This window comes from Denitratimonas organivorans (genome assembly GCF_037478135.1).
Lineage (GTDB): Bacteria > Pseudomonadota > Gammaproteobacteria > Xanthomonadales > Xanthomonadaceae > Denitratimonas.
The window spans coordinates 11,922-25,342 of record NZ_JBBHDV010000007.1; the positions used below are offsets into that span (position 1 = coordinate 11,922).

Annotated in this window: 10 protein-coding genes; 3 read left to right on the plus strand and 7 right to left on the minus strand. The window is 66.4% G+C overall.

From position 1 onward, the window contains the following. Positions 1–78: 78 nt before the first annotated feature. The 3 genes from coq7 to WDB66_RS08825 all read left to right on the plus strand — a co-directional run bounded on the left by coq7 (position 79) and on the right by WDB66_RS08825 (position 4,822). Entirely contained in the window at positions 79–723 is a 645-nt protein-coding gene (coq7, locus tag WDB66_RS08815) for a 2-polyprenyl-3-methyl-6-methoxy-1,4-benzoquinone monooxygenase (RefSeq protein ID WP_339398187.1), read from the plus strand. Between the two features lie 221 nt (positions 724–944). Beyond that, a complete protein-coding gene (locus tag WDB66_RS08820; RefSeq protein ID WP_339398188.1) occupies positions 945–1,259 on the plus strand; it encodes a hypothetical protein in 315 nt (104 codons plus the stop codon). 47 nt (positions 1,260–1,306) lie between these two features. Then, positions 1,307–4,822 (plus strand): PAS domain-containing hybrid sensor histidine kinase/response regulator, encoded by a 3,516-nt coding sequence (locus tag WDB66_RS08825; RefSeq protein ID WP_339398189.1) that lies wholly within the window; start codon positions 1,307–1,309, stop codon positions 4,820–4,822. 55 nt (positions 4,823–4,877) lie between these two features. On the opposite strand, the gene WDB66_RS08830 is transcribed toward WDB66_RS08825, so the two are convergent. The 7 genes from WDB66_RS08830 to WDB66_RS08860 form a co-directional block, all read right to left on the minus strand. Then, positions 4,878–5,561, minus strand: a complete 684-nt coding sequence (locus WDB66_RS08830) for a response regulator (RefSeq protein ID WP_339398326.1) — start codon at positions 5,559–5,561, stop codon at positions 4,878–4,880. A gap of 105 nt (positions 5,562–5,666) precedes the next feature. Then, positions 5,667–6,155: an NUDIX hydrolase gene (locus WDB66_RS08835; RefSeq protein ID WP_339398191.1), complete on the minus strand. Its 489-nt coding sequence runs from the start codon at positions 6,153–6,155 to the stop codon at positions 5,667–5,669. 65 nt (positions 6,156–6,220) lie between these two features. Further along, positions 6,221–7,045: an NADPH-dependent 7-cyano-7-deazaguanine reductase QueF gene (queF, locus tag WDB66_RS08840; RefSeq protein ID WP_339398192.1), complete on the minus strand. Its 825-nt coding sequence runs from the start codon at positions 7,043–7,045 to the stop codon at positions 6,221–6,223. A 106-nt stretch (positions 7,046–7,151) separates the two neighbouring features. Then, positions 7,152–8,177: a ribonucleotide-diphosphate reductase subunit beta gene (locus tag WDB66_RS08845; protein ID WP_339398193.1), complete on the minus strand. Its 1,026-nt coding sequence runs from the start codon at positions 8,175–8,177 to the stop codon at positions 7,152–7,154. A gap of 126 nt (positions 8,178–8,303) precedes the next feature. Continuing rightward, on the minus strand, positions 8,304–10,628 hold the full coding sequence (locus WDB66_RS08850; RefSeq protein WP_339398327.1) for a ribonucleoside-diphosphate reductase subunit alpha: 2,325 nt from the start codon (positions 10,626–10,628) through the stop codon (positions 8,304–8,306). A gap of 615 nt (positions 10,629–11,243) precedes the next feature. Then, positions 11,244–12,635 carry a bifunctional UDP-N-acetylglucosamine diphosphorylase/glucosamine-1-phosphate N-acetyltransferase GlmU gene (gene glmU, locus WDB66_RS08855; protein WP_339398194.1) on the minus strand — a complete coding sequence of 464 codons (1,392 nt, stop codon included), beginning with the start codon at positions 12,633–12,635 and terminating at the stop codon, positions 11,244–11,246. Between the two features lie 290 nt (positions 12,636–12,925). Beyond that, positions 12,926–13,348 carry a F0F1 ATP synthase subunit epsilon gene (locus WDB66_RS08860; RefSeq protein WP_339398195.1) on the minus strand — a complete coding sequence of 141 codons (423 nt, stop codon included), beginning with the start codon at positions 13,346–13,348 and terminating at the stop codon, positions 12,926–12,928. Positions 13,349–13,421: the final 73 nt, after the last annotated feature.

The following is a 13,421-nucleotide window of genomic DNA, read 5'->3' on the forward strand; positions in this document are numbered from 1 at the left end:
CCACGCAGTCAGACGCGGCGGCGACCGGCTAGACTGGCGGGCTCGCGCCCTGGCCTCGCCGTTACGGAATATCCGCCGATGCTGACCCGCCACTTCACTCCGCTGGACCGCGTCCTGATGCGGCTGGACCACGCCCTGGCCTCCGGTGTGGCCGGCGTGGCCCATGCGCAGCGCGACAACCCGGCCGGCGACCTGCCCGAAGCGGACATGGACGCGACGCAGCGTCGCCATGCGGCGGGTCTGATGCGAATCAACCATACCGGCGAGGTCTGCGCGCAGGCGCTGTATGTCGGGCAGGCGGCGGTGGCGCGCGATGCGGCCACGCGCGCGCATCTGGAACACGCCGCGCAGGAAGAAGCCGATCACCTGGCCTGGTGCCATGAACGCCTGCGCGAACTGGATGCGCGGCCAAGCCTGCTCAACCCGTTCTGGTATGCCTCCAGTTACAGCTTGGGGGCGCTGGCCGGGTTGCGGGGCGACGGCTGGAATCTGGGCTTCGTGGTGGAAACCGAACGCCAGGTCGAGGCACATCTGGACGAACATCTGGAAACCCTGCCGCCGCAGGACGCGCGCAGCCGCGCGATCCTGGCCACGATGAAGGACGACGAGGCACGCCACGCCGACAACGCGCAGGCAGCCGGCGCGCGCGTGCTGCCGCCGCCGATTCCGGGCGTGATGCGCTTCATGTCCAAGATCATGAAGTCCGTCGCCTACCGCATCTGAATACGCGGTGGCGCGCGGCCCGGAATCCATCTTGCCGGTTCGCACATGCCGCTGGTGTATCTGGCGGCGCACCATTGACGCCCGCCCCGCAACTTGGCGACTCTTGGCCAGCATCCCGGCGTCGACCGCGCGCAATGGACTGCCGTTCCGGGCCGCGCGTCGGGCTCGGCCCACTGCGGATGCCGTGTCATCGCCACACAGATGAAAGGGGAAGAGTTGCCGTGGACAACGTGATCCAGTTCAAGCGCCCCGCGCCCAAGCCGCGCGCGCCGGTGCGCACCGAGGAGCTGTGCATCTATCTGGACGTGGTCATGCACATGCGCAACTACCTGATCTGCACCGGCAATCTGGCGCTGGCCGAAAGGCTGGTTCCCTACGTCCGGCAGGCACTGGACGAAGGCTGGGTCTATGCCGATTTCGATCCGGACGAGGAACTCAAGGCCGAAGTGCGGGCGTTGCTGGACAACCGCGGAAAGAACGACTTCTTCATGTGGAAGGGGTTGTACGAGAAAAGCATCGAGGCCGACGACGAATAGTGCGTTGCGCGTGATCCGCATCGCGGGCTGACTAAGGAGGCAGGTGGATGGTTGCAGGATGGGTCCTGCTGGGCGTGTCGCTGCTGTATGTGGCGCTGCTGTTCGCGGTGGCCTATTACGGTGACCGCCGGCCGCTGTATCCGGAACGCACCGTGCTGCGCCCGATCGTCTACAGCCTGGCGCTGGCGGTCTACTGTTCCTCGTGGACGTTCTACGGCGCGGTCGGCATTGCAGTGGCCTCGGGCTGGAGCTTCCTGCCGATCTATCTGGGCCCGATCCTGCTGTTCGTGTTCGGCATCGGTGTGCTCAAGCGGCTGGTGCAGGTGGCGCACGAGCAGAACATCACCTCGATCGCCGATTTCATCGGTTCGCGCTACGGCAAATCGCAGCGTCTGGCAGAACTGGTGACGGTGATCGCGCTGATTGCGGCGGTGCCGTACATCGCGCTGCAATTCAAAGCCGGGGCGATGAGCATCGAGGTACTCAGCGGCATCGGCCACGGTGGGCCGTCGGCGCCATTGCGCGAGCCGGCGTTCTATCTGGCGGTGCTGCTGGCGGTGTTCTCGATCCTGTTCGGCACCCGCCAGGTCGATGCCACCGAGCACCATCACGGCCTGATGCTGGCGGTGGCGCTGGAATCGCTGGTCAAGCTGCTGGCCTTCATCGCCGTGGGCCTGTTCGCCTGGAGCCAGGTGACGGATGGCTTCTTCAGCCGGATCGAAACCTCGGCATTTTCCGATACCCGGCTGCCGGCCGGCTTTCTGGCGCAGCTGCTGCTCTCGTTCCTGGCGGTGTTCTGCCTGCCGCGCCAGTTCCAGGTGGGCGTGGTGGAGTGCGAAAACCCCGATGACGTGGGCCGGGCACGCTGGCTGTTCCCGCTGTATCTGGCGATCATCAGCGTGCTGGTGATCCCGATCGCGCTGGCCGGCAGCGCCACCTTCGGCGGCAGCCAGGTGGATCCGGACACCTATGTGCTGATGCTGCCGCTGGCGCATGGTCAGGACACGCTGGCGCTGATCGCCTTCATCGGCGGTTTCTCGGCCGCCACCGGCATGGTGATCGTGGCCACGGTGGCGCTGGCGACGATGGTGTCCAACGACCTGGTGATGCCGGCACTGTTGCGCTGGCGGCTGATCGATCCGGCGGTATCGCGCAATCTGACGCCGGTGGTGCTGGGCATCCGCCGCGCCACGATCATCGCGCTGGCGATGGCGGCCTACGTCTATTACCGCGCCACCGAAGGCCAGCAGAATCTGGCCTCGATCGGGCTGCTGTCGTTCGCGGCGGTGGCGCAGTTCGCGCCGGCGATCATCGGCGGCCTGTACTGGCGCGGTGCCAGCCATCGCGGTGCGGTTGGCGGGCTGGTCGCCGGGTTTACGATCTGGGGCTACACCCTGCTGCTGCCGACGCTGGCGGCGGCCGGCTGGCTGGATGGCGACTGGGTGCGGCACGGGCTGTTCGATCAGGCCTGGCTGCATCCGCAGGCGCTGTTCGGGCTGGCCGGCTGGGATGAGCTGACGCACGGCGTTTTCTGGTCGCTGCTGTTCAACATCGGATTCTTCGTGTTCCTGAGCCTGCGTTACCGGCCCGGCGTGGACGAGCGCCTGCGCGCCCTGCCCTTTCTGGATCCGTGGATGGAACGGCCGATCAGCGCCGGCGGCGAATGGCGCGGGCGCATCTCGGTCGCGGATCTGCGCACGATCGCCGAACGCATCGTCGGGCGGCGCACGGTGGATCGCGCATTTTCCGATTACCGCGACGCCAACGGCCGGCCGCTGGCCCCAGGCGATCTGGCCGACCGTGGCCTGCTGCAGCACACCGAACGCCTTTTGTCGGCCTCGATCGGCGCCGCCTCGGCGCGGCGCATGCTGACCACCGCGCTGCGCGGCACCGGCATGGACCTGGGCGAAGTGGTATCGCTGCTGGACGAGGCGTCGCAGGAGCTGCGTTTCAACCGCGAGCTGATGTGGGCGGCGCTGGAAAACATCTCGCAGGGTATCAGCGTGGTCGATGCCGACATGCGTCTGGTGGCGTGGAACCGGCGCTATCTGGAAATGCTGGAATATCCCGACGGCATGGTCTACGTCGGGCGTCCGGTCGCGGATCTGATCCGCTGGAATGCCGAGCGCGGCGAGTGCGGCCCGGGCGAGGTGGAGGAACATGTCGAAAAGCGCGTGACCTTCATGCGTCAGGGTTCGCCCTATGTGTTCGAGCGCCTGCGCGATGACGGCAGCGTCTTTGAAATGCGCGGCCGGCCGATGCCCGGCGGCGGCTACGTCACCACCTATGCCGACGTGACCGATTACAAGCGCGTCGAGCAGGCCCTGCTGGACGCCAACGAAACCCTCGAACTGCGCGTGCGCCAGCGCACCCGCGAACTGACCGCCGCACTGGAAGCGCAACGCGCCGCCAAGCTGGAGGCCGAGGCCGCCAATCTCAGCAAGACCCGCTTCCTGGCCGGCGCCAGTCATGACCTGCTGCAACCGCTGAACGCCGCGCGCCTGTTCAGTTCCGCGCTGGGCGCCAACCCGGGCGAAGACCCGGACAGCCGGCAACTGGTCGAACGCATCGACAGCGCGCTGAAGAACGCCGAGGAACTACTCGAAGGCCTGCTCGACATCTCCCGCCTGGACACCGGCGCGATGCGGGCCGAACTGGCCCCGGCCTCGGCCGCGGCACTGGCACAGACGCTGTACGAACAGTTCGCGCCACTGGCGGCGGCACGCGGGCTGGAACTGCGCGTTCGCGTGGCCGATGTCTGGCTGCACAGCGACCGCCGCCTGCTGCGCCGCATTCTGCAGAATTTCCTGGCCAACGCATTGCGCTACACCCGCCACGGCGGAGTGCTGCTGGCATTGCGGCGGCGCGGCGCGGTGGCGCGCTGGCAGGTCTGGGACACTGGCCCGGGCATCGCGCCGGAACAGGTGGATTCGATCTTCGAGGAGTTCCAGCGTCTGGAACATTCTTCGCCGTGGGGCGAGAAAGGTCTGGGTCTGGGGCTGTCGATCTGCGAACGCATCGCGCTGATGCTCGACCACCCGATCAGCGTGGCCTCGCGCCTGGGTGCGGGCAGCGTGTTCCAGCTCGATGTGCCGATCGTGGCCGCACCGGCACAACCCGAAACACCGGCCAGCCCAGCGCCGGCGCGCGATGTCGCCGGGCTGCGGGTGCTGTGCGTGGACAACGATCCGGCGATCCTGGAAGGCATGGTCGCGCTGCTGCAGCGCTGGGGCGTGGACGTGGCCACGGCAGCCGGGCTGGAAGCCGGGCTGGCTGCTGTGCGCAGCCGGCGCCCAGACCTGATCCTTGCCGACTTCCATCTGGCCGAAGAACTGGACGGACTGGCCGCGCTGGACATCCTGCGGCGCGAAACCGGCACCGATCCCGTGCCCGGTGCGCTGGTCACCGCCGACAGCAGCGAGGAACTGGCGATCCGCGCGCGTGCCGCCGGTTATCCGGTGCTGTTCAAGCCGGTGCGCCCGGCGATGCTGCGGGCCTTGATCGCGGCGCTGGCGCGGCAGACGAAAGACGTGATGCAGACCGGGCCGTCCGGTGCCGCGTAATCGCCCCGCCGTGCAGTCCGGGCCACATGCAAGACAGAACGATCTGCACCCGCCTTCAGGCCACTGATTCCTCGTCCTCGTCCGGCGGCGGCGCGGTACCGCGTCCTTCCAGCGTCAGACGGCCGGCCAGCAGCACCGCCTGGGTGCGCGACTGGGCACCGAGCTTGCGCAGGATCGCGGTCATATGGGCCTTGATCGTGGCCTCGGAGACATCCAGTTCGTAGGCGATCTGCTTGTTCAGCAGGCCGTTGCAGACCATCGTCAGCACGCGGTACTGCTGCGGGGTCAGCTCTGACACGCGGCGCGCCATGTCCTCTTCTTCCGGATCCAGCATCGCGCCGTTGGCGGCCACGCCCGGTGGCAACCAGGTGTCGCCGTCCAGCACAGCGGTCAAGGCCTGGCCCAGCATGGCCAGATCGGCCGACTTGGGAATGAAACCGGCCGCACCATGCGCGATCGCGCGCCGCATCAGCGCCGGTTCCTCGCGCGCGGACACCACCACCACCGGCAGCATCGGGAACACTGCGCGCACATGCGCCAGCGCGCTGAAGCCGTGTGCGCCGGGCATGTTCAGATCCAGCAGCAGCAGATCGGCATTCGGATGTGCGCCGGCCAGACCCAGCAGCGCCGGCACGTCATCGGCTTCCACCAGCTGCGCCTGCGGCAGCACCTGCAACACCGCGCGGCGCAGGGCATCGCGGAACAGGGGGTGATCATCTGCGATCAGGATCGTGGTCATGGGTGGCAGGCGGGCGACCGGTGACAGGTGGAGGGCAAGCATGGAACATCGGGCCGCCGGGTGCACGCTGCACTGCGCATGGAACGACGCATCACGCGGTCGCGCTCAGATGCGGGACCAGTTCCAGGACACCATGCGGCCTTCGCGGTACGGCATCACGCCGTGGAAGGCACGCGGATCGTCGTCGAACACCAGCGGCAGGAACTGGCGATCGCCTTCCCACATCGGCAGTTCCATGATCCGGTCCACCGGCAGCCATTGCAGCGTGCCTTCCGGATTTTCCGTGAATGCTTCGCCGCTGTAGGCAGTGATCAGGAAGATGAAGCCGAGCCAGTCCTCGCCGTTCTTGCCGAAACCCGGCCAGCTGATCGTGCCGCGCAGTTCCATCTGTTCGCAGTGGATGCCGGCCTCTTCCAGAATCTCGCGCCGCATCCCGGCCACCACGTCCTCATCGGCCTCCAGCTTGCCACCCAGGCCGTTGTACTTGCCCAGGTGCTGGTCGTCCGCGCGCGCATTGCGGTGCACCAGCAGTACCTGCGAGCGGTCTGGAGAGAGCACATAACCCAAGGTTCCGATGATCGGGCAATACGGCATGGACGATACCTGTGGCAACGGGAAACAACCGGCGACTATAGCCGCCCCGCGCAGCCGTCGTCGGACTACTGGCGGGCGCAGCGCGGATTGGGCGGAAGGCCTGGTTCGCTGCTGCGCCAGGGGTTGATGTCCAGCCCGCCGCGCCGGGTGTAGCGCGCGTAGACGGCCAGTCGCGCCGGGGCGCAGCAGGCGCTCAGATCACAGAAGATGCGTTCCACGCACTGCTCGTGGAAATCGCTGTGCTCGCGGAACGAGACCAGATAGCGCAGCAATCCTTCGCGCTCGATGCGCGGCCCGGCATAGGTGATCTGCACGCTGGCCCAGTCCGGCTGGCCGGTGACCGGGCAGTTGGACTTGAGCAGATGCGAAACCAGGGCTTCCTCGACCCGCTGGCGGTCATCGGCGCGCAGGAAATCCGGCCGGGGCGGGCCGTAATGTTCGATCGTCAGCGGCAGATCGTCGATGCAATCGCCTTCCAGTTCCTCGATGCGCTGGGCGGAAAACGCCGCTGCCGGCACCAGTTCCACCTCGACCGCGCCTTCGGCCGCAGCCGACAGATCCTGCAACAGATGCTGGCGCAGCTGCGCGGCATCGTCCAGCGCGGTGGAGGCGAAGGAATTCAGGTACAGCTTGAAGCTCTTGGATTCGATCAGGCAGCGGCTGTCGGCGGGAATGCGGAACTGCGCCAGCGCCACCTGCGGCTTGCCGCGGCGGTCCAGCCAGGACAGTTCGTAGCCATTCCACACATCCACGCCATGGAAGGGCGGTGCCGCGTGGATGCCGAGCGCGGCCCGGCCCTGGGCGCGCGCAATCGGGAACAGCAGGCCGGGATCGTAGGCGGTCGGATAGACCGTGGCCTGGCCCAGGGTGGAGTCGTGCGGGGTATTCATCCGGCCAAGTGTAATGGCGCACGCGGGCGCAGGGCCGGAAAACCGTCCCGGCCCGCGCGGCAAGCTGCCGGGCGCGGGCCGGGGCGGAGGGCGGACACGGGTGGCGTCAGAACGCCTGGTCGAACGAGACTTCGCCCTGCACGCCGACCTGATAGGCCGACACGCGGCGCTCGAAGAAGTTGGTCAGTTCCTGCACGTCCTGCAGTTCCATGAACGGCAGCGGGTTGCGCACGTTGTAGACCTTCTCCATGCCGAGCTTGGCGAAGTGGTTGTCGGCGCAGTGCTGCAGGTACTGGCGCATGTCGCGGGTCGAAATGCCTGCCACGCCGCCGGACAGCACGTCCTCGGCGAACTGCACTTCGCATTCGATCGCTTCGGCCAGCATGTCGTAGACCTGCTGCTTCATTTCATCGTCGAACAGATCCGGCTCTTCCTCGCGCACGGTACGCACCGACTCGAACGCGAACTCCATGTGCGCCGATTCGTCGCGGAACACCCAGTTGGTGCCCGACGCCAGGCCCGGCAGCAATCCGCGTGAACGGAAATAGAACACGTAGGCGAACGCGCCGAAGAAGAACAGGCCCTCGATGCAGGCGGCAAAGCAGATCTGGTTGAGCAGGAACTGGCGGCGCTGCTCACGGGTTTCGATGCGCTTCAGATCCTGCAGCGAATCGATCCACTTGAAGCAGAAATCGGCCTTGGTCTTGATCGAGGGGATGTTCTCGACTGCGGCAAACGCCTTGGTGCGCTCGTCCGGATCGGGCAGGTAGTTGTCCAGCAGGGTCAGGTAGAACTGCACATGCAGCGCTTCCTCGTACAGCTGGCGTGACAGGTACATGCGCGCTTCGGGCGCGTTCAAGTGCTGGTACAGGTTCAGCACCAGATTGTTGGACACGATCGAATCGCCGGTGGCGAAGAACGCGACCAGGCGGTGGATCAGATGGCGGTCGGCCGGCGACATCTTGTCGTGCAGATCGGAAATATCGATCTGGAAGTTGATCTCGTCGACCGTCCAGGTGTTCTTGATCGCGTTGCGGTACATCTCGTAGAACTGCGGATAGCGCATCGGGCGCAGGGTCAGTTCGAAGCCGGGATCAAGCAGCATCTGGTTGCGGGAAGGTTGTGCGGACATGGTGGATCTCCTATCGCTTCTCCGCTGCGGAGAAGGCGGCGCATGGCGCCGGATGACGGTTCGGCGAGGGAACAGGGCGTCGCCGCGCCCTTGCCCCTCTCCCGGCGGGAGAGGGGCGGGATGGTGTTACTGGCAGGCCTCGCAGGATTCCGGATTCTCGAGCGAGCAGGCCACTGCTTCTTCCGGCCTGTAGGCCTTGGCCGGGGCACTGCTGACCGTGGTCTTGGCGATCTTGGTGGCCGGACGCGAGCGCAGGTAGTAGGTGGTCTTGATGCCCTGCTTCCAGGCGTACATGTACATCGAGGACAGCACGCCGATGTTGGGGCTTTCCATGAACAGGTTGAGCGAGGCCGACTGGTCGATGTAGGCGCCGCGCTCGGCCGCCATGTCGATCAGCGAACGCATCGGCAGCTCCCATGCGGTGCGGTAGATGTGGCGCAGGGTTTCCGGGATGTCCTGGATGCCCTGGATCGAACCGTCGGCCAGCTTGATCTCGTCGCGCATGTTGGCGGTCCACATGCCGAGCTTCTTCAGTTCGTCCACCAGGTACTTGTTGATCTGGATGAAGTCGCCGGACAGGGTTTCACGCTTGAACAGGTTCGACACCTGCGGCTCGATGCACTCGTAGCAGCCGGCGATCGAGGCGATGGTCGCGGTCGGCGCGATCGCGATCAGCAGCGAATTGCGCAGACCGTGTTCCTTGATCCGCTCGCGCAGGCCGTCCCAGCGTTCGGCGTCATCCGGCGTCACGCCCCAGGCGTCGAACTGCAATTCGCCATTGGCGGCGCGGGTATCGCTGAACGAAGGATGGCGGCCACGTTCGCGTGCCAGCTCGCAGGAGGTTTCCAGCGCATGGAAGTAGATCGTGGCGGCGATCTTCTTCGAGATCACGCGCGCCGCATCGCTGTCGAAGGCCAGGCGCATTTTGAAGAACACGTCCTGCAGGCCCATGCAACCCAGCCCGACGGGACGCCAGCGCAGGTTGCCGCGACGCGCCGATTCGATCGGGTAGAAGTTCAGGTCGATGACGCGGTCCAGCTGGCGCACCGCCAGCTGCACGGTCTCGGCCAGCTTTTCGTAGTCGAACTCGCCGTGCTCGTTGAAGTGGTGCGCCAGATTGATCGAACCCAGGTTGCAGACCGCGGTTTCCTCGGCCGAGGTCACTTCCAGGATCTCGGTGCACAGGTTGGAAAGATGGATGACGTTGCCGGCCTTGGCGGTCTGGTTGCTGGAGCGGTTGCACTTGTCCTTGAAGGTCATCCAGCCGTTGCCGGTCTCGGCCAGGGTGCGCATCATGCGCGCGTAGAGCTTGCGCGCCGATACCTTGCGCACCGCCTTGCCCTGCGCTTCAGCCTGCTCGTAGGCGCGCTCGAACGCTTCACCGTACAGATCAGTGAACTGCGGCACCACGCGCGGATCGAACAGCGACCATTCGGCGTCGGCTTCGACCCGGCGCATGAAAAGGTCGGGAACCCAGTTGGCGATATTGAGGTTGTGGGTGCGGCGTGCATCGTCGCCGGCGTTGTCACGCAGTTCGAGGAAGTCCTCGATGTCCGCGTGCCAGGTTTCCAGATATACACAGGCCGCGCCCTTGCGCTTGCCGCCCTGGTTGACCGCCGCGACCGAGGAGTCCAGGGTCTTGAGCCACGGCACGATGCCGTTGGAATGGCCATTGGTGGACTTGATCAGCGAGCCGCGCGAACGCACCCGGGTGTAGGCCACGCCGATGCCGCCGGAGAACTTGGACAGCTGCGCGATATCACCATACTTCTGGTAGATCGATTCGAGCGAATCCTGCGGCGAATCCAGCAGGAAGCACGAAGACAGCTGCTCGTGCGTGGTACCGGCGTTGAACAGCGTCGGCGAGCTGGGCAGGTAATCCAGATTGCCCATGCGCTGGTACAGCGCCAGCGCCTCGTTGACGTCCTCGGACAGCGCGCAGGCAATACGCAGGAAGAACTGCTGCGGGGTTTCGATCACCTGGCGGGTGTGCGGGTGGCGCAGCAGGTAGCGGTCGTACAGCGTGCGCAGGCCGAAGTAGTCGAAGCGCAGGTCGAGCGAAACATCCAGCGCGTCATTGAGCTTGCGCGCATTGGTCTGCACGAAGTTCAGCAGGCGGTCGTTGATCAGCCCGACCTCGTGCCCGCGCGCGACCGACTGGGAGAACGCGTGGATCTCCTGGCCGGCGACTTCCTTGGCGATGTAGCCAGCCAGCAGGCGCGCTGCCAGGCGGCTGTATTCGGGTTCCTCGGTGGTCAGCATCGCCGAGGTGCGGATCGACAATTCGTCCAGCTCGCGCGTGGTGGCACCGTCGTACAGCCCGGAAATCGTGCGCGTGGCCACGCGCATCGGGTCGATCGCGTAAAGACCATCGCTGCAGCGCTGGATGGCGCGCACGATCTTGTTCAGATCCACCGGCTCACGCTGGCCGTTGCGCTTGGTCACGGTCATCGTGCCGCTGGAATGCGGCGGGGTCAGCGAGAAGTTGTCGCGCGGCGGCTGGGCGGCCGTGGACACGGCGGACGGCTGGGACTGGGTGGTCGGCATGAGCTCAGGTTCTCCGGAAAACATCCAACGAGGATCACCATGCGGCATTCCCCCGGGCCAGCGTCCTCTGATGCGCTGCTGCCCTGCCGCGGGTCGTTCGGCCATGCCGGATGGTGGAAAGACAAGACGGCCGGCGGCGTCGACCTGGGCTGGATCGCGCGGCTCCCGGACCGACTCCTCCCTCCCCCCGGGTGGCGCCGAAACCCGGTCGCGGCATCGCTTGATGCTGCGACCGGGAACACAAGTTATCCGGGGAATCCCCCCGGGTCAAACACAAGATGTTGTGGTTGCCTACCCAATTTGGGGGTCACGGCAGCGTGCAGGCCGCATGGCCATTGGCTTTGTGCAGCGCGGCAGGGCAACGTGACTCCGGTCACGAAGCCGCAGCGGCAGAAATCCCCGTCAATGACTTACGTGCCTGTGGTGCGCAGACAACAGATGCAGACACGGCAAAGGCGTCTACGCCATCACGCAGACCGGGTCCGGCAGCGGCACAGCGACGTCCGGACTTGAGGTTTCTCAGGTCTTTTTCAGCGGCCGTTTCCAGGCCGGGATGCTGGTCTGCGGGGTACGCGACAGGGTCAACTGGCCATCAGGCGCATGGCGCGTCAGCACGGTGCCGGCTCCCAGCGTGGCGCCTTCTCCGACGCTGACCGGCGCCACCAGCGCACTGTTGGAGCCGATGAAGGCGTCATCGCCGATGGTGGTGGTGGACTTGTTGGCGCCGTCGTAGTTGCAGGTGATGGTGCCGGCGCCGATGTTGACCCGCGCCCCGACCACGGCATCACCCAGATAGCTCAGGTGATTGGCCTTGCTGCCCGGGCCCATCCGGATCTGCTTGGTTTCCACGAAGTTGCCGATGTGCACGCCCTGCGCAAGCTCCGTGCCCGGGCGCAGGCGTGCGAACGGGCCGATGCGGCTGTCTTCACCGACCTGCGCGCCTTCGATATCACAATGCGCCGCCACCCGGGTGCCTGCGGCCAGCCGCGCATCGCGGATGCGGGTGAAGGGACCGATGTGTACGCCATCGCCCAGTTCCACCTCGCCTTCCAGGATCACGTCGACGTCGATCTGCACATCGCGCCCGACGCTAACGTTGCCGCGGATGTCGATCCGTGCCGGGTCGGCCAGGCGCGCGCCGGCCAGGCACAGCGCACGCGCGGCGCGCTGCTGGAAGGCACGCTCCAGCTGTGCCAACTGCCAGGGATCGTTGGCGCCTTCCACTTCCAGCGGATCGGCGCAGGGCACGCTGGCCGCGGCCGAATCTTCTGCTGCGGCATGGCCGAACACGTCGGTCAGGTAGTACTCGCGCTGGGTGTTGTTGCAGTCCAGCGCCGCCAGCCAGCGCCGCAACGGCGCAGCATCAGCGGCCAGGATGCCGGTATTGATGCACCCGATGGCGCGTTGCTCCGGCGTGGCATCACGGTGCTCGACGATCGCCGCGACATGGCCGTGGGCGTCATGCACGATGCGGCCGTAGCCGGAAGGATCGGCCGGTTCGGTCACCAGCACTGCGAGGGAACGCGGCGCGGCCACCACCTGCGCCAGGGTGTCGGGCAGGATCAGCGGCACATCGCCATAGAGCACCAGCACCCGCGCCGCATCGGGAATGGCGGGCATCGCCTGTTGCAAGGCATGGCCGGTGCCCAGGCGCTGCGTCTGTTCCACGAACAGCAGATCCGCTTGCTGCGCAAACGCCGCCCGCACCGCGTCGCCGCCGTGGCCGACCACGACATGGATGCGCGCCGGCCGCAATGCGCACGCCGCCTCCAGCACATGCGCCAGCATCGGCCGACCGGCCAGCGGTTGCAGCACCTTGGGCAGCTCCGAACGCATCCGCTTGCCTTCACCTGCGGCAAGGATCACCACATGCAGCGGCAGCGACGAAGGGATCGGATCGGAAGGAGTCATGCGCAGGTTTCCTGACACCCGGCAACAGCGGGCAAAACGGGATTATCAGACAAAGCCGACGACGGGTCGAAAGCGACCTGTACGACGAGCCGTGTCTGCCCGCCATCGCGGCAGGGAGCAACGTCGTCACGCCATCGAACACGGCGTTGCCGCCCGGCGATCCACCCGGGCTTCACGCAGGGTTTGCCTGTTGGGTTGTCTGGCGGCGTTGCCGCCTGGCGCGCACGATCATCCAATGCGATCGTGGCATCGGCACGCAGCCCGGTACGGACTGCGGCCGGGCACTGTACTCAGTGCTTGAGGTTCTTGCGCAGGCGCTCCAGCGCCTGGAGCTGGGCCAGCGTTTCGGACAGCTTGGCCTGGGCCTCGGCCAGGTCCATCGCCTCGCCGCGGCCGGCCAGCACGCGCTCGGCTTCTTCCTTGGCCTTGCGGACAGCGGCTTCGTCGATCTCGTCGGCGCGGATCGCGGTATCGGCCAGCACCGTGACCACGTCCGGCTGCACTTCAAGGATGCCGCCGGAAATCGCGAAGTCCAGCTGTTCGCCCTGCGGCAGCGTCACCACGACCTTGCCGGGCTTGAGCCGGGTGATCAGCGGTGCATGGCGTGCGGCAATGCCGAGCTCGCCGACCTCGCCGGTGGCGACCACGAGCGTGGCCTCACCCTGGAAGATTTCGTTCTCGGCGCTGACGATGTCGCAACGGAAGGTGGTCATGCTGTGGTTCCTCGCTTTGCTCGGAACGGGATTGGGAAATCGGGGCTCGGGGTTGGCAAGAGCGCATTGCTCC